This window comes from Mycobacterium sp. 360MFTsu5.1 (genome assembly GCF_000383495.1).
GTDB classification, from domain to species: Bacteria; Actinomycetota; Actinomycetes; order Mycobacteriales; family Mycobacteriaceae; genus Mycobacterium; species Mycobacterium mucogenicum_B.
Genome location: NZ_KB911463.1, coordinates 279,983 through 295,033, shown reverse-complemented (window position 1 = coordinate 295,033; position 15,051 = coordinate 279,983). Strand labels below are relative to the sequence as shown.

The 15,051-nt window shown below is 68.3% G+C and carries 16 protein-coding genes; 8 read left to right on the top strand and 8 right to left on the bottom strand.

Going from position 1 to position 15,051, the window contains the following annotated elements; all coding sequences use genetic code 11:
* Positions 1–17: 17 nt before the first annotated feature.
* Positions 18–437: an SRPBCC family protein gene (locus tag H289_RS0104970; RefSeq protein WP_020099652.1), complete on the top strand. Its 420-nt coding sequence runs from the start codon at positions 18–20 to the stop codon at positions 435–437.
* 187 nt (positions 438–624) lie between these two features.
* Here H289_RS0104970 and lipE read toward each other — a convergent pair whose 3' ends face one another.
* Genes lipE through H289_RS0104955 form a run of 3 tightly spaced genes read right to left on the bottom strand, consistent with a single transcriptional unit; the run spans position 625 to position 2,980 of the window.
* Entirely contained in the window at positions 625–1,869 is a 1,245-nt protein-coding gene (lipE, locus tag H289_RS0104965) for a lipase LipE (RefSeq protein WP_020099651.1), read from the bottom strand.
* Positions 1,866–2,348, bottom strand: coding sequence for a peroxynitrite isomerase (locus tag H289_RS0104960; RefSeq protein WP_020099650.1), 483 nt, complete (start codon positions 2,346–2,348; stop codon positions 1,866–1,868). Before H289_RS0104960 ends, lipE begins: the two co-directional genes overlap by 4 nt.
* A 5-nt stretch (positions 2,349–2,353) precedes the next feature.
* Complete coding sequence (locus tag H289_RS0104955) at positions 2,354–2,980, bottom strand: class I SAM-dependent methyltransferase (protein ID WP_020099649.1); 627 nt, start codon at positions 2,978–2,980, stop codon at positions 2,354–2,356.
* 56 nt (positions 2,981–3,036) lie between these two features.
* Here H289_RS0104955 and H289_RS0104950 point away from each other — a divergent pair, with 56 nt between their 5' ends.
* Positions 3,037–3,825, top strand: a complete 789-nt coding sequence (locus H289_RS0104950; RefSeq protein WP_020099648.1) for an acyl-CoA thioesterase — start codon at positions 3,037–3,039, stop codon at positions 3,823–3,825.
* A gap of 22 nt (positions 3,826–3,847) precedes the next feature.
* Positions 3,848–4,684 carry a rhomboid family intramembrane serine protease gene (locus H289_RS0104945; protein WP_036420130.1) on the top strand — a complete coding sequence of 279 codons (837 nt, stop codon included), beginning with the start codon at positions 3,848–3,850 and terminating at the stop codon, positions 4,682–4,684.
* Here H289_RS0104945 and rpsR read toward each other — a convergent pair.
* Genes rpsR through rpmB form a run of 4 tightly spaced genes read right to left on the bottom strand, consistent with a single transcriptional unit; the run spans position 4,677 to position 5,634 of the window.
* Complete coding sequence (rpsR, locus tag H289_RS0104940) at positions 4,677–4,925, bottom strand: 30S ribosomal protein S18 (RefSeq protein ID WP_020099646.1); 249 nt, start codon at positions 4,923–4,925, stop codon at positions 4,677–4,679. The two genes, H289_RS0104945 and rpsR, sit on opposite strands and share 8 nt — an antisense overlap.
* On the bottom strand, positions 4,925–5,230 hold the full coding sequence (gene rpsN, locus H289_RS0104935; protein WP_020099645.1) for a 30S ribosomal protein S14: 306 nt from the start codon (positions 5,228–5,230) through the stop codon (positions 4,925–4,927). The genes rpsR and rpsN overlap by 1 nt, the downstream gene beginning before the upstream one ends.
* A gap of 2 nt (positions 5,231–5,232) precedes the next feature.
* Positions 5,233–5,397, bottom strand: a complete 165-nt coding sequence (rpmG, locus tag H289_RS0104930; protein WP_020099644.1) for a 50S ribosomal protein L33 — start codon at positions 5,395–5,397, stop codon at positions 5,233–5,235.
* Positions 5,398–5,634 (bottom strand): 50S ribosomal protein L28, encoded by a 237-nt coding sequence (gene rpmB, locus H289_RS0104925; protein WP_020099643.1) that lies wholly within the window; start codon positions 5,632–5,634, stop codon positions 5,398–5,400.
* A gap of 105 nt (positions 5,635–5,739) precedes the next feature.
* On the opposite strand from rpmB, the gene mrf reads away from it, so the two are divergent.
* The 3 genes from mrf to H289_RS0104910 all read left to right on the top strand — a co-directional run bounded on the left by mrf (position 5,740) and on the right by H289_RS0104910 (position 9,348).
* Positions 5,740–6,927 (top strand): ribosome hibernation factor-recruiting GTPase MRF, encoded by a 1,188-nt coding sequence (mrf, locus tag H289_RS0104920; RefSeq protein ID WP_020099642.1) that lies wholly within the window; start codon positions 5,740–5,742, stop codon positions 6,925–6,927.
* A 184-nt stretch (positions 6,928–7,111) separates the two neighbouring features.
* Positions 7,112–8,248, top strand: a complete 1,137-nt coding sequence (locus H289_RS0104915; protein WP_051128407.1) for an esterase family protein — start codon at positions 7,112–7,114, stop codon at positions 8,246–8,248.
* Positions 8,249–8,298: 50 nt separating this feature from the next.
* On the top strand, positions 8,299–9,348 hold the full coding sequence (locus H289_RS0104910) for a zinc-dependent alcohol dehydrogenase family protein (RefSeq protein WP_020099640.1): 1,050 nt from the start codon (positions 8,299–8,301) through the stop codon (positions 9,346–9,348).
* Here H289_RS0104910 and H289_RS0104905 read toward each other — a convergent pair whose 3' ends face one another.
* A complete protein-coding gene (locus H289_RS0104905) occupies positions 9,349–10,083 on the bottom strand; it encodes an SDR family oxidoreductase (RefSeq protein ID WP_020099639.1) in 735 nt (244 codons plus the stop codon).
* Positions 10,084–10,368: 285 nt separating this feature from the next.
* Between H289_RS0104905 and H289_RS0104900 the strand changes: the two genes are divergently transcribed.
* Together H289_RS0104900 and car are read left to right on the top strand one after the other, a co-directional pair.
* Positions 10,369–11,292 carry a DMT family transporter gene (locus H289_RS0104900; protein ID WP_196809982.1) on the top strand — a complete coding sequence of 308 codons (924 nt, stop codon included), beginning with the start codon at positions 10,369–10,371 and terminating at the stop codon, positions 11,290–11,292.
* Positions 11,293–11,391: 99 nt separating this feature from the next.
* A complete protein-coding gene (gene car, locus H289_RS0104895) occupies positions 11,392–14,913 on the top strand; it encodes a carboxylic acid reductase (RefSeq protein ID WP_020099637.1) in 3,522 nt (1,173 codons plus the stop codon).
* Positions 14,914–15,051 lie beyond the last annotated feature (138 nt).

Here is a 15,051-nt window from a genome sequence, read left to right as displayed (position 1 = left end):
TGCGGCATGATCGGTCCATGCAATCGACTGCAACCACCACTGTTGCCCGCCCGATCGACGTTGTTTGGGCGACCCTGATCGACCACGAAGGCATGGCCAACTGGGGTCCCGGCATCAGCGTGACCATCGACCAGCCCGGCACCCCCGCGCCGAACGGCCTGGGCGCGGTCCGCCGCATCTCGGCTCCGGGACCGGCGCCCGCGATCGTCGAAGAGGTCGTCACTTTCGACGCCCCCAACGTGTTCGGCTACAAGGCCCGCTCCGGCGTGCCGTTCCCGGGCTACGCGGGCGAGGTGCGGCTGACCCCCGAGGGCTCGGGCACGCGCATCGACTACTCCTTGACCTCGACCGCGTCGTTCCCGCCGGTGAAGCTGGCGCTGGTCGCCATCAACCAGGTGCTGCTGCGCCTGTTCGCGAAGGCTGCGTCGAAGGCGTAACCCACGTCTCCGGATCGCACAGGTCGTCTGGAGAGCTGCCGCGGCGGCGAAAGTACGTGGCGTCAATCAGAACGCGCTCATACGCAATGCAATTGAACGCAGGCACCTTCTGCGGCTCTGAGAAGTCCCTGAGTTCAATAACCGACGGCAGATCGCCATCGCTACTGAGCTCACGTACTTTTCGCCGCTACCCGGACTGCGGAATCTCCCGGGCGATCGTGTCGAGCAGCGCCGGATACCGGTTGGCCTCGGGATGACCGCCGGGCTTGCCGCTGCTGACCACGGCAGCGGCGAGGTTCCGGGCCGGGTCGGCCCACACCGCGATGTTGGTCAGTCCGGTGTGCCCGAAGGCGGCCGGAGCGCCCTTGCCGAACGGGCCGAAACGCTTGGAGCCCAACATGTATCCGGTGCCCCAGCGCATCGGTTGGAGTCCCACCGCGATGTCGGGCCGCAGGCGCCGGCAGGGGGCGGTCGCGGCGCGCAGGGTCTCCGGGCGCAGCACCCGAACCCCGTCGAGTTCCCCGCCGCGGCAGAGCATTTCGGCGAAGCGCGACAGCTCGACGGCGTTGGAGACCGTGCTCGACGACGGCACCACGCTGGTCAGGAAGTCCGGGGTGTTGCTGAACGGGATGATCTGGTTCGGGGTGCCGCCGACCGCTTTCTTGAACGCCGCCGCCATGGGCGCCGGCAGTGGCTTGCCGGTGACGTGACTCGGCGCGACCAGCGGAACATCCTCCGGCACGACGCCGTAATTGGTCCAGCGGAAGCCCAGCGGCTCGAGGATCTCGGTGGCCAGGATGTCGCGGATGTTGCGACCCGTTGCGGCTGAGACGATCTCGCGGATCAGCGGGCCCCAGGTCAGGCCGTGATACATGTGGACCAGGCCCGGCCGGTAGATCGGCCGCAGATTCCCGAGCATCTCGCGGGCGTACTCGCTGTCGTTCATCCGCTTGAGGTCCGGCCGTGGCCCGGTGGCCAGCGGAACCCCGGCGCTGTGGGTGACGACGTGCCGAACGGTGGTGCGGTCCTTTCCGTGGCTGGTGTACGTCGGCAGGTAGTCGCAGACGCGGGCGTCCAGGTCGAGCTCGCCGCGTTCGACGAGCATGTGCACGACGGTCGTGCTGATCGCCTTGGCGGCCGAGTACACGCAGAACGGGGTGTCGACGCCGACGGGGATCTTCTCGGCATCCACCGGATCGTCCGGCCCGTTGCCCCAGCCGTGGCCGATCGCGCGGTTGAGCACGACCCGACCGTTCTGGCGCAGGCAGACCTGGATGGCCGGCTGCATCCCGGCTGCGTACCAGTGCCGTGCTGCCTGCCAAATCCGTTCTACCGCTTGCGGATCGACGTCGGTGTGGTCTTCGGTGCCGGTGGCTGTGGCCGAGTCCAGGTCGGCGGGGACCCGAATCCGGCCGGTTTGTGGTTCCGTCATGCGTCCTTCCGATGCAGCACAGCCGCGAGGTGGTGGCGCAGCGGGATGCCCACGGCAGCCATTCGGACGTTGTAGCTCAACGTGTCTCCGTCGAGCCGGAACCAACGACGCAGGGCGTCAACCTCTTTCGCGGATTCGGTACGCCCGATGTCGGTGGTGGCCAGATCCAGCACGAATTCTCCGTCGGTGCTGATGGTGCCCTGCAGCACCTCGGTGATGCCGGTGGGGTGGGCCAGCACCCACTCGATGCGCCCGGGCGCGGGCACTCGCAGGTAGCCGGTCTCGGCGTGCAGCGGACGGCCGTCATCGGCGGCACGGGTGCGCTGGCTGTAGGCCAGGAACGGTTTGCCGACATGGCCGAACGTGACCTCTTCGAGGTAGTCGAACGAGGCGATGGTCGGGTACTCACCGGAGCCGGTGCCGGCCCAGGTGCCCAGCAGCGGCGCCAGGACCGCGACGTCGGGGTGCAGATCGGGCATGTCGGCTACTTCGTTCCCACGGTCAGCAGGTCGGACACGATGAGCGTCCACGCCGGCCGCTTCACCCGGTGCTGCTCGGACACCGTGAACCCGGCGTCCTCGAAGAGCTTCTTCATCTCCGCGGGGGACGGATTGTGGGCGGGATTGAGGATGTGCGACGACAGCGCGTGCAGCGGCAGGACCTGCCGCGGGCTGATGGTGGTGACGGCCGCGATGCCGCCCGGCTTGAGCACCCGATGGAATTCGCGCAGCGCGGCGGGCTGATCGAACCAGTGGAACGCCGACGTCGTCACCACCGCATCGAGTGCGCCGTCGTTGAACGGCAGGTCCTCGGCCGGTGCGGTGAGCCAGGTGACGTTCGACGACCGCGCCTTGGCCTGGGCCAGCATGCCCTCGGACATGTCCACCCCGGTCACGACGGCATTGAGCTCACGTTGGATCCGGTCGGCGAAAATACCGGTGCCACAGCCGGTATCGGCGATGGTCAGGGAGTCGTGTGCCCGCAGCTGTGCCAGGACCTCGTCCTGGGCAGGTTGGTAGACCCAGCGCTGCAGTACCTGGGTGTCGTAGGCGGGAGCGGCGAAGCCCCAGAAACGGGTGACGGCGTCATTGAATCCCCGGCGTTGAACCATGCGCTTCAGCCTAGGCGGCGGCGCCGGCCGGATGCCGATCGATACGCTGCCGCTTTATGAGTTCTACTGCGCTCAGCTGGATTGCCCAGCTCCTGGACTTCGCGCGCGACGGCGACACCTTCATCGCGCCGCAACCGACAGAAGGGCCGGGACGGTCTCTGTTCGGTGGACTGATCGCCGCGCAGGCCCTCGGTGCGGCCGGTCGCACCGTCGAGCCCGACAAGTTGCCTCAGTCACTGCACCTCTACTTCGTCCGCGGTGGCCAGTACGGCGTCGACGTGGAGTTTCACGTGGAACGAACCCGGGACGGCCGGTCCTTCGATACGCGGCGCGTCACCGCGAAGCAGAACGGCAAGACGATCCTGGAGATGATCGCGTCGTTCCATGTGCCCGAACCCGGCGCCGACTGGCAGCGCCCCGAGGTGCGCGGCCTCGAGCTCGACGCCGCGGTGCCCAAGGCGACGAGCCTCACCGCGGCCGACTTCTTCGATATCCGGGTGCGGCCGGAAGATGTGGGTGCGTTTGCCGTGCCCCCGTTCTGGATCCGCACCAAGGACGAGATCGAGGACGATGCGCTGATCCGGGCCTGCACGCTGACCTTCATGTCCGACTTCGGGCCGGTGCCCGTCGCGCGGCCCGACGGTGCGAGCCTGCGTGACGGATTCGCGGCCAGCCTGGACCACGCGGTGTGGTTCCACCGGCCGTTCGTGCCGCGCGACTGGCACCGGTACGAGGTCACCCGACTGAACAACACGGACTCCCGCGGGCTGGTCGCCGGAGCCCTGTATGACACTGGTGGGGTGCTGATCGCCAGCACCAGCCAGGAAGCCCTGTGGCGGCTGTAGTCCCGGAAGATCACTCTCACTGATGACCGTCCCGACGCCGACCTGCTATCGGCATCCCAGCCGCCCGACCTACGTGAGCTGCAGCCGGTGTGGCCGCCCGATCTGCCCGGACTGCATGACCGCGGCTGCCGTGGGTCAGCAGTGCCCGGAGTGCGTCAACGAGGGCAAGCGAACGGTGCGGCAGGCCCGGACGCACTTCGGTGGCCGGATCTCCAAGGGCTCGCTGGTCACCTACACGCTGATCGCGGTCAACGTGGTGATGTTCGTGCTGCAGCACACCTCGGTGCAGATGCAACAGGATCTGGTGCTGTGGCCGCCCGCCGTCGCCGACGGCCAGTACTACCGACTGGCGTCGTCGGCCTTCCTGCACTACGGCCTGGCCCACATCGTGTTCAACATGTGGGCACTGTGGGCCGTCGGCCCGCAGCTGGAGCAGTGGCTGGGCCGGTTGCGATTCGGGGTGCTGTACGGCCTCAGCGGCTTGGGCGGCTCGGTGCTGGTGTACCTGCTGTCGCCGCTGAACTCGGCGACAGCAGGTGCCTCGGGTGCGATCTTCGGCCTCTTCGGCGCGACGTTCGTGTTGTTCCGCCGGCTGCAGCTCGACGTCCGCGGGATCGTCGGGCTGATCGTCATCAACCTGGTGATCACCTTCGTGCTGCCCGCCGTCAGCTCCCAGGAGATCAGTTGGCAGGGGCACGTCGGCGGGTTGGTCACCGGCACCGTGGTGGCGGCGGTCTTCGCGTATGTGCCTGCGCGGCAACGGCTCCTGGCGCTGATCTCGGTGACGGCGGTGCTGCTGGTGTTGTTCGCCGGGCTGACGATGTGGCGGACTCAGGCGCTGCTGACGATGTTCAGCTGATCCCGGAGTAGGGGAGCAGTGCCATTTCGCGGGCGTTCTTGATCGCGGTGGCGACCTGGCGCTGCTGCTGGACCGTCAGGCCCGTCACGCGGCGGGACCGGATCTTGCCGCGCTCGGAGATGAACAACCGCAGGTTGTTGGTGTCCTTGTAGTCCAGGTACTCCACGCCGAGCTTGGTCAGCATGTTCTTGACCGGTCGCTTGGCCTCGGCCGGGCGCCGGGCGGGCTTGCGCTTCGCCATCACCAGCTCGCTTTCCGGATGCCGGGCAGCTGTCCTTCGTGGGCCAGTTCGCGTACCCGCACTCGGGACAGGCCGAACTTGCGCAGGTGGCCGCGCGGACGGCCGTCGACGGCGTCCCGGTTGCGCACCCGCACCGCGCTGGCGTCGCGCGGCTGGCGGGCGAGTTCCCGCATGGCGGCCGACTGCTCGTCGAGGCTGCGGGACGGGGACTTGATGATTGCCTTGAGCTCGGCCCGGCGCTCGGCGTAGCGGGCGACGGTCAGCCGGCGCTGCTCGTTCTTGGCGATCTTGGATTTCTTGGCCATGCTCAGCGCTCCTCTCGGAAGTCGACGTGCTTGCGGATGATCGGGTCGTACTTGCGCAGCACCATGCGGTCGGGATCGTTGCGCCGGTTCTTGCGGGTGACGTACGTGTAGCCGGTGCCCGCGGTGGACTTGAGCTTCACCACGGGGCGGATATCGGTGCGGGACATCTAGATTCGCACCCCGCCCCGGCGCAGCCGCGCCACGACGGCCTCGATGCCGTCCCGGTCGATCACCTTGATGCCCTTGGCGCTCACCTGGAGGCGGATGCGCCGGCCTTCGGAAGGCAGGTAGTAGGTCTTGCTCTGGATGTTGGGGTTCCACCGGCGCGAGGTGCGCCGATTCGAATGGGAAACCGTGTTGCCGAAGCCTGGCTTGCGCCCGGTGACCTGGCAGTGCGCTGACATGTCCTTCGCCCTATCGCTAATGAAAATCGTTTTCGACAAGTTGCCGGTTGCCACTGTAGCGTGACGGTCGACAGATTTGAAAATGATTGTCGATAAGGAGTGGCGATGCGGACGCCGGTGATCGTCGTGGCTGGTCAGGGACCGACCGGATACGTGACCGAGGAACTACTGAAGGCGCCGGGCACGGTGCTCGTGGAGCACCAGTTCGACGGACACGTCGTGCGCCGTCGTACCGTCACCGCGCCGCACGGCATCGTCACCGCAACCGAGGCGGCGCTCGAACTGGCCCACGGCTGCGTGTCCTGCACCGTCCGCAATGACCTGCTGATCTATCTGCGCCTGCTGCACCGGCGCGATGACGTCCACCGAATCGTCGTCCACCTGGAACCGTGGATGGAACCGGAGCCGATCTGCTGGGCCATCAACCATGTCCGGGTTCGGGTGGGCCCGGGGTACATCGACGGACCTGCTGCCCGTGACGTCGCGATCGCGGGCGTGGTGACGTGCATCGAAGCCGGCGACTGGCTCACCGACGCGCTGGGCGACGACGAACTGCCCGACGGCCGGACCGTCGCGCAGGTGGCGGTGGGGCAGACCGAGTTCGCCGACGTCCTCGTCGTGACCCACGCCGAACCTGTGCTGCTCGCGGTATGCCGCCGGCTGGCGCCACGCGCTCAGCTCGTCACCGGGCCCGACCTCGTCGAGGACGCGTTGCGCACGCTGTGGCCCGACGCCCGCCTGGGCCGCGCCGACGAGCCGCACGGGCCGCTGCTCGCGGGGCAACCCAGCCTGAAACCTGAAGGGCCCGTTCAGATTGTCGAGTTCAACGCGCGCCGGCCGTTCCACCCCGAACGTCTGCACGATGCCATCGACCACCTCCTGGACGGCGTGATCCGGACGCGCGGCCGGATGTGGCTGGCGAACCGGCCCGGCCATGTCATGTGGCTCGAGTCGGCCGGCGGTGGCCTGCGCGTCAGCAACGCCGGCCGGTGGATCGCCGCGATGACCGTCAGTGAAGCCGCCTACCTGGACCGCGAACGCCGCGCCCTCGCAGACCTCATGTGGGACAACGAATTCGGCGACAGGCACACCGCGATGACGATCCTCGTGTGCGGCGCCCGGCCCGACGACGTCACCGCCGCCCTGAATGACGCGTTGCTCACCGACGAGGAATTCGCGGCGCGCGACACGTGGGCCGGCTACCCGGATCCGTTCGGGGACTGGCACCAGGAACCGTGCACCCGCGACGACGTGACGGTCGTCAGCGACGGCACCGATCACGGCGCGGCGTGAGAGGTTCTGGACTCGATAGCCAAACGCCTTGGTAACGAGGCGATCACGCCGCGCGTTGGTCGAACGGCCCGGCGCGGCACGGCGTTAGTTTTCACTCGTGTTGGCGACTCTGGTTGGCAAGAATTACGGCGCGAAACTGCGGCGGCTCGCGGTGGCGGCTGTCGCTGCTCTGACGGTTCCGGCGATGGCGATGCCCGCGGTGGCCCCGCAGGCGCATGCGGCCGCGAAAGCGGTTGAGGTGCTGAATATTCCGTCGCCCGCGATGGGGCGCGACATCAAGGTCCAGTTCCAGGGCGGCGGACCGCACGCGGTGTACCTGCTCGACGGGCTGCGCGCCCAGGACGACGCGAGCGGCTGGGACATCAACACCGCCGCGTTCGAGTGGTACTACCAGTCCGGCGTCTCGATGGTGATGCCGGTCGGCGGGCAGTCCAGCTTCTACAGCGACTGGTACCAGCCGGCCACCAACAACAATGGCGTCATCACCTACAAGTGGGAGACGTTCCTGACCCAGGAGCTGCCGGCCTGGCTGGCCGCCAACCGGGGTGTGCAGCCGACCGGCAACGCCGTCGTCGGTCTGTCGATGTCGGGCGGCTCGGCGCTGACGCTCGCGATCTGGCACCCGGCCCAGTTCATCTTCGCGGGCTCGCTGTCGGGCTTCCTCAACCCGTCGCAGGGCCTGTGGCCCACGCTGATCGGCTTCGCGATGAAGGACGCCGGCGGCTTCAACCCGACCCAGATGTGGGGCATCGCCAGCGACCCGGCCTGGAAGCGCAACGACCCGACCGTCAACGTCCGGCAGCTGGTGGCCAACAACACCGCCGTCTGGGTGTACTGCGGCAACGGCACGCCGTCCGATCTCGATACCCCGGGCGACCTGGGCATCCTCTACAGCGCCCAGTTCCTGGAGAACCTGACCATCAGCTCCAACCGGGACTTCCAGAAGGTGTACCAGCAGGCCGGTGGCCGCAACGCGGTCTTCAACTTCCCGGCGGACGGCACCCACAGCTGGGGTTACTGGGGCCAGCAGCTGCAGGCCATGAAGCCGGACCTGCTGCGCGTGCTCGGCGTGGGTGCGCCGGTGCCGCCGCCCGCCCCGGCGCCTGCTCCGGTGCCCGCCCCGGCCGTCGCTCCCGTCGCGTTGCCGGCTCCCGCTCCCGTCGCGGCCGCGGTTCCGGCCGCGGTGCCCGCCGCCGTTCCGGCAGCAGTTCCGGCCGCGGTCCCCGCAGCGTTGCCTGCCGCTGCGCCCGCTGCGGTTCCGGCGCCGGTGGCACCCGCTCCGGCCGCCACCGGCGGACTGGTGCTCGCGCCGACGGGCTAATTCGGCAAGACTCAGGGGTCGGATTTGACACCTGAAAGGGCGGGACAGCCGTGCAGACCACGATCATCCACGGGCCGGGCGACATTCGATACGAGGACCGCCCCGATCCGCAGATTCAGTCACCAGGCGATGCGGTGGTCCGCGTGGTGCGGACCTGCGTGTGCGGTTCGGACCTCTGGCCGTACCGCGGGGTGCGTCCGACGCCTGCGCCACACCCGATCGGGCATGAGTTCGTCGGGATCGTCGAAGCTGTCGGCGCCGAGGTCAGGAATGTGCGCGTCGGGGATTTCGTCATCTCGCCGTTCACCGACAGTGACGGCACCTGCGTGCACTGTCGCAACGGGATCACCACCTCGTGCGTCAACTTCGGGGTCTGGGGCGGCACCACCAAGACGGGCGAGCCCCTCGACGGGGCCCAGGGCCAGTACGTCCGGGTGCCCTTCGCCGACGGCACTCTGGTCACGGTGCCGGAATCGCCTGACGCAGAACTGCTCCCGCACCTGCTGACCCTGGCCGACGTCATGTCCACCGGTCACCACGCCGCGCGATCTGGGAACGTGCAACCCGGTGCCACCGTGGTGGTCGTGGGCGACGGCGCCGTCGGGCTGTGCGCCGTGCTGGCCTCGAAACGCCTTGGCGCCGAGCGGATCATCGCGATGTCGCGGCACGAGGACCGACAGCGTCTGGCACGTGCGTTCGGGGCCACGGACATCGTCGCCGAACGCGGTGATGACGGAATCGCGGCCATCGAGGAACTGCTCGGTGGCGTCGGCGCCGACTCCGTGCTCGAGTGCGTCGGCACCAAGGACTCGATGCACCAGGCACTCGGGGCGGTCCGTCCCGGTGGCTCTCTGGGGTTCGTCGGGGTGCCGGCCGGCGCCCCCGAACTGCCGATGCAGCAACTGTTCAGCACCAACATCCACGTCGCCGGCGGTATCGCGCCCGTCCGCCCGTACCTCGATGAACTGCTGCCCGACGTGCTGTCCGGGGCGATCGAGCCGGGTCGGGTGTTCGACCTGTCGCTGCCGCTGGCTCAGGTCGCCGACGCGTACACGGCGATGGACCAGCGCACGGCCATCAAAGTGATTCTCGAGCCCTGATCACGCCGGCCGGACCAGATGGTCCTCGCCGCCGACGTACACGGTGTCACGCAGATCGCGTCCGGTGGCGGCGATGGTGATGGCGGACGCGAACTCCTCGATGGTGGGCAGCGGCCCCCGGCTGCGGCGCGCCCCGACCGCGTCTGGATCGCGGCGCTCGTACAACCTGGCGATGATCGTGCCCTCGATCATGTCGCCCGAGACGATGGTGAATCCGATTCGGCACCGGTCGAACTCTGGGCGGAGTGCCCGCAGCGCGTCTTCGCCGGCGCGCTTGCTGGCGGCAATCGGGGCGTAGGCGTCGGGCACCGGCAGGTGCGGATAGCAGTGGGCCTCGTGGCTCGTGACGAACACGATCTGCGCGCCGGCGGGCATGAGCGGCAGCGCCAGGTCGACGAGCCGCAGCTGGGCGTCGCGGTTCAGGCGCATCGCGTAGTCGGGCGCGGCGCCGAACTCCAGGCCGCCCGACGCGTTGAGCACCAGCATGTCCAGGCGCCCGAACCGGCTGTCGATCCGGTCGATCATGGCTTTGGCCGCGGCAGCGTCGGACACGTCGGCGCCGATCGCGGAGGCCTGCCCGCCGGCGGCGCGGATGCCGTCGACGACGGTGTTGGCGCGTTTGGCCTTCTCGCGGTAGTTCACCAGGACGTGGGTGTCCGGCGCGGCGAGCTGCTGGGCCACGGCGGCTCCGATGCCGCGGGAAGCGCCGGTGACGAGAGCGATCCTGGTGTGCATGGCATCGACCGTACCTCAAGTTTAAGAAAAATAAGAGATATTTAAGGTTTTGGTAAGTTGGCCCGGCGCGGCGCGTACGGGCTGTGCCGAGCGGGTGGCCTGACGAGGCGACATGCCAGATTCGGACGCGCCGAGTCCCACGCTCGACGGAGCGAACCGTCGCTCGCGCCGGTGGCCGCGCGGTTCGCGAGTGGGACAGATAGTCCCGCTCGACTACCCTTTGGGCGTGATGTTTCCGGTGAGCCCTGTGGCGCGATACGCGGCCACGCTGATCGGACGCCTCCGTTGATCCAACACGGACTTGTGGTGCTTTTCGCCCTGTGCGCGGCCGTCTGCGCCGCCGTCGGCATCGTGGTGCGCCAGCGCGCGACCATCGATGTGCCGCCCGAACACGGCGTCAGCATCGTCATGCTGTCGACGTTGCTGAGCCGCCGGCTGTGGTGGGCCGGGACCGGCGCGGCCGTCGCGGGCTATGTCTTCCAGGCGCTGGCGTTGGCCCACGGATCGCTGTTGGTGGTGCAGCCACTGCTGGTCTCGGCATTGCTTTTCGCGCTGCCGCTGAGTGCCCGCCAGGCACACCGCCGGGTGACGCGCGGTGAGTGGCTGTGGGCCGGATTGCTGACCATCGGGCTGGCGGGGTTCGTCGTCCTGGCGCGGCCTGAACGCGATGAACACCTGGCCTCACCTGGGGTTATCGTGCTGGTCGCCGCGGTCTGCGCCGCGGTGATCATCGGCTGCGTGCTGTTGGCGCTGCGGTGCAGCGGCTGGGCTCGCGCGGTGCTGCTGGCCGTCGGTGTCGGCGTGCTGTTCGGGGTCGTCGCGGTGGTCACCAAGATCTTCATGGCGATCCTGCAGCACCGGGGCTGGCTCGGGTTGCTGACGACGCCGGCGCCGTATCTGCTCATCATCTTGGGCGCCGTCGCGACTGTGCTGCAGCAGTCGGCGTTCCATGCCGGCGCCCTGCAGACGTCGGTGCCGACCATGCTCGTGCTGGAGCCGGTGGTAGCCGTCGTGCTCGGCGCCCTGGTGCTCGGCGAGGGCTTCGACACGACCGGTGCCGAGGCCGTCGCGCTCGTGGTGTCCATCGGTGCCATGGCGGCGGCGACCATCGCCCTCGGGCGTGATGAGGGTGCGTACGAGACGCAGGCGGGAGCGAAGGTGGCTCCGCCCCTCGCGGCGCCGCAGGTGCCATCGACCTCCGAGCGCTGACCTGATCGGTGTGGTTTGTCCCACAGCCACACCGGGCATATCGTTAGTTTTGCTAACGTTGTATTTGGCGACGCTGGTGAACCAATTGATGAGGTTGTTATGTCGAACGAAGAAACCGTATTTACCGACGAGCTGACGCAGCGCATCGCTGACCTCTGCGCTGCCGACCCCCAACTTGCCGCCGCGCGCCCCCTCGCCGGGGTCGGCGCAGCCCTCGAAGAGCCCGGCATCCGGCTCCCCGAAATCATCCACACCGTCATGGCCGCCTACGCCGACCGGCCTGCGCTGGGACAGCGCGCCGTCGAGTACGTGGTCGAGAACGGCCGCACTGTCGCCCGGCTGCTGCCGCGCTACGACACCATCACCTACGGCGAGGTCTGGCAGCAGATCCAGGCCGTCGACAACGCCCTGCTCAGCGGGCCCGACGCCGTCGCTCCCGGCGACCGCGTCGCCATGCTCGGCTTCACGAGCGCCGAGTTCACGATCATCGACACCGCCCTGGCGCGGGCCGGCGTCGTCGCCGTCCCGCTGCAGACCAGCGCGCCCGCCGAGCAGCTGCGCCCCATTCTCGACGAGACCGAACCCCGCGCGCTGTTCGCCGATGTGAAGTTCCTCGACGACGCCGTCGAGCTGGTTCTCGGCGCCGGCGCCGCACTGACGCGGATGGTCGTGTTCGACCACCAAGCCGCGGTCGACGACGAGCGCGAGGCCATCGAACGGGCGGCCGCGCGACTGGCCGAGCGCGGTGTCGTGGTCGAGACGCTTGCGGACATGGTCGCGCGCGGTGCTGCGCTTCCGGCCGTCGAACCGGTGGTTTCCGCGGACGTGGACCCGCTGCTGGTGCTGATCTACACCTCCGGCAGCACCGGTACCCCCAAGGGCGCCATGTACCCCGAGCGCCTCGTCACCAACGCGTGGCGGACCGGCCTCACGCACCAGCAGCCCGCGCTGCCGTCGATCGTCCTGAGCTTCCTGCCGATGAGCCACATGATGGGCCGCGGCACCGTCTACCGCACGCTGGCCCACGGCGGCACCGTGTACTTCGCCGCCAAGAGCGACCTGTCCACCCTGTTGGAGGACATCGCACTGGTCAGGCCGACGCAGATGACCTTCGTGCCCCGGGTGTGGGAGATGATCCACCAAGAGGTGCAGAGCGAGGTCGACCGTCGCGCCCTGGACGGCGTCCCCGAGCAGCAGGTGCTCGACGAGCGCAGCCGCAGCCTGATCGGCGGGCGGCAGCTGGTCGCCATGACGGGGTCGGCACCGATCTCGCCGGAGCTCAAGGCCTGGGTGCAGAAGTTCCTCGGGCTCGAGCTGATGGAGGCCTACGGCTCGACCGAGGCCGGCGGCGTCATGGTCAGCGGCCACCTGAGTCGTCCCCCGGTGCTCGACTACAAGCTGGTCGACGTGCCCGAACTCGGCTACCTGTCGACCGACCGCCCGCACCCGCGCGGCGAATTGCTCTTGAAGTCAACGGATTTGATCCCCGGCTACTACAAGCGGCCCGACGTCACCGCCGATGTGTTCGACACGGACGGCTTCTACCGCACCGGTGACATCGTCGCCGAGCTCGGTCCGGATCATCTGCAGTACCTCGATCGCCGCAACAACGTGCTGAAGCTGGCGCAGGGCGAGTTCGTGACGGTGTCCAAGCTGGAAGCCGCCTTCGGCACCAGCCCGCTGATCCGCCAGATCTACGTGTACGGCAACAGTTCTCGTTCCTACCTGCTGGCCGTGATCGTGCCGAGTTCTGAGGCGTTGGCCGGTGCTTCTGACGCCGAGGCCCTGCGCCCTGAACTGGCCGACGCGCTGCAGACGGTGGCCCGCGAAACCGGGCTGCAGTCGTACGAGGTGCCCCGCGACTTCATCATCGAGACCGAACCGTTCTCGCTGGAGAACGGACTGCTGACCGGTGTGCGCAAGCTGGCCTGGCCCAAGCTGAAGGCCCGGTACGGTGCCGAGCTCGAGCAGCTGTACAGCGAACTGGCCGAAGGGCAGGCCGCTGAGCTGCGCGCGCTGCGTTCCCTGTGCGCGTCCGACGCACCGGTGCTCGAAACCGTGCTGCGCGCTGTCGGCGCCACGCTGGGTGCGGCCGGCTCGGACCTGACGGGCGACGCCCACTTCACCGACCTGGGCGGAGACTCGTTGTCGGCGTTGACTTTCGGCAACCTGCTCGAGGAAATCTTCGAGGTGGAGGTGCCGGTCGGCGTCATCGTCAGCCCGGCCACCGACCTGGCCGGCGTGGCCGCCTACATCGAAGGCGAGCGTGCGCCGGGTAGCAAGCGGCCGACGTTCTCCACGGTGCACGGCAAGAACGCCACCGAGGCGCGGGCCGCGGACCTGACGCTGGACAAGTTCATCGATGCCGAGACGTTGGCCGCGGCGCCGTCGCTGCCGGGGCCGGCCGCCGAGATTCGCACCGTATTGCTCACTGGCGCAACCGGATTCCTGGGCCGCTACCTGGCGCTGGAATGGCTGGAGCGCATGGACCTGGTCGACGGCAAGGTCATCGCCCTGGTCCGAGGCAAGTCCGACGCCGACGCCCGGGCCCGTCTCGACGCCACGTTCGACTCGGGGGATCCGAAGCTGCTGGCGCACTACCAGGCACTGGCCGCCGATCACCTCGAAGTCATCGCCGGCGACAAAGGCGAGGCCAATCTCGGTCTTTCGCAAGAGGTTTGGCAGCGTCTGGCCGACGAGGTCGACTTCATCGTCGACCCGGCCGCACTGGTGAACCACGTGTTGCCGTACAGCGAACTGTTCGGGCCCAATGCGCTGGGCACCGCCGAGCTGATCCGCATCGCCCTGACCACGCGGATCAAGCCGTTCGCCTACGTCTCGACCATCGCGGTCGGCGGCGGCGTCGCGCCCGGCCAATTCGTCGAGGACGCCGACGTGCGCGTGATGAGCGCCGTGCGGTCGGTCGACGACAGCTACGCCAACGGCTACGGCAACAGCAAATGGGCCGGCGAAGTCCTGCTGCGTGAGGCCAATGACCTTTGCGGACTTCCGGTTTCGGTGTTCCGCTGCGACATGATCCTGGCCGACACGACGTACGCGGGCCAGCTGAACCTGCCCGACATGTTCACCCGCATGATGTTCTCGCTGGTGGCGAGCGGCATCGCGCCGTACTCGTTCTACGAGCTCGGTGCCGACGGCAAACGGCAGCGCGCTCACTACGACGGGCTGCCCGTCGAGTTCGTCTCCGAATCCATCTCGACGCTGGCGGTGCAGGTCGCGGCCGGCGAGTCCGACTCGACGTTCGAGACGTACCACGTGATGAACCCGTACGACGACGGCATCGGCATGGACGAGTTCGTCGATTGGCTGATCGAAGCCGGGTATCCTGTTGCCCGCGTTGATGATTACGCCGATTGGCTGGCCCGGTTCGAGACCACCCTGCGGGCCCTGCCGGACCGGCAGCGCCAGGCGTCACTGCTGCCGCTGCTGCACAACTACCAGCAGCCGAGCTACCCGGTGCCGGGGTCCATCGCCCCGGTCGAGCGGTTCCGCGCCGCGGTGCAGAACGCGAAAATCGGTGCGGACAAAGATATTCCGCACATCGGTGCGCCGGTGATCGTCAAGTACATCACCGATCTGCAGCTGCTCGGTCTGCTCTGAGCTGACCACTGTGATTTGTGCACGATTTTCCGCGGTGGCCGCGGAAAATCGTGCACGAATCACAGGGAACTGGCAGGAAATCGCCGGAACAACGGCGACCGCGCCAGCGTCATTCAATTAGTGGGGATGCAACGGGGC

What these genes read in the sequence shown, in the direction of transcription:
- H289_RS0104970 (WP_020099652.1), top strand. Translation starts at nt 18, where the DNA reads ATGCAATCGACTGCAACCACCACTGTTGCCCGCCCGATCGACGTTGTT.
- lipE (WP_020099651.1), bottom strand. Translation starts at nt 1,869, where the DNA reads ATGACGGAACCACAAACCGGCCGGATTCGGGTCCCCGCCGACCTGGAC.
- H289_RS0104960 (WP_020099650.1), bottom strand. Translation starts at nt 2,348, where the DNA reads ATGCCCGATCTGCACCCCGACGTCGCGGTCCTGGCGCCGCTGCTGGGC.
- H289_RS0104955 (WP_020099649.1), bottom strand. Translation starts at nt 2,980, where the DNA reads ATGGTTCAACGCCGGGGATTCAATGACGCCGTCACCCGTTTCTGGGGC.
- H289_RS0104950 (WP_020099648.1), top strand. Translation starts at nt 3,037, where the DNA reads ATGAGTTCTACTGCGCTCAGCTGGATTGCCCAGCTCCTGGACTTCGCG.
- H289_RS0104945 (WP_036420130.1), top strand. Translation starts at nt 3,848, where the DNA reads ATGACCGTCCCGACGCCGACCTGCTATCGGCATCCCAGCCGCCCGACC.
- rpsR (WP_020099646.1), bottom strand. Translation starts at nt 4,925, where the DNA reads ATGGCGAAGCGCAAGCCCGCCCGGCGCCCGGCCGAGGCCAAGCGACCG.
- rpsN (WP_020099645.1), bottom strand. Translation starts at nt 5,230, where the DNA reads ATGGCCAAGAAATCCAAGATCGCCAAGAACGAGCAGCGCCGGCTGACC.
- rpmG (WP_020099644.1), bottom strand. Translation starts at nt 5,397, where the DNA reads ATGTCCCGCACCGATATCCGCCCCGTGGTGAAGCTCAAGTCCACCGCG.
- rpmB (WP_020099643.1), bottom strand. Translation starts at nt 5,634, where the DNA reads ATGTCAGCGCACTGCCAGGTCACCGGGCGCAAGCCAGGCTTCGGCAAC.
- mrf (WP_020099642.1), top strand. Translation starts at nt 5,740, where the DNA reads ATGCGGACGCCGGTGATCGTCGTGGCTGGTCAGGGACCGACCGGATAC.
- H289_RS0104915 (WP_051128407.1), top strand. Translation starts at nt 7,112, where the DNA reads ATGGCGATGCCCGCGGTGGCCCCGCAGGCGCATGCGGCCGCGAAAGCG.
- H289_RS0104905 (WP_020099639.1), bottom strand. Translation starts at nt 10,083, where the DNA reads ATGCACACCAGGATCGCTCTCGTCACCGGCGCTTCCCGCGGCATCGGA.
- car (WP_020099637.1), top strand. Translation starts at nt 11,392, where the DNA reads ATGTCGAACGAAGAAACCGTATTTACCGACGAGCTGACGCAGCGCATC.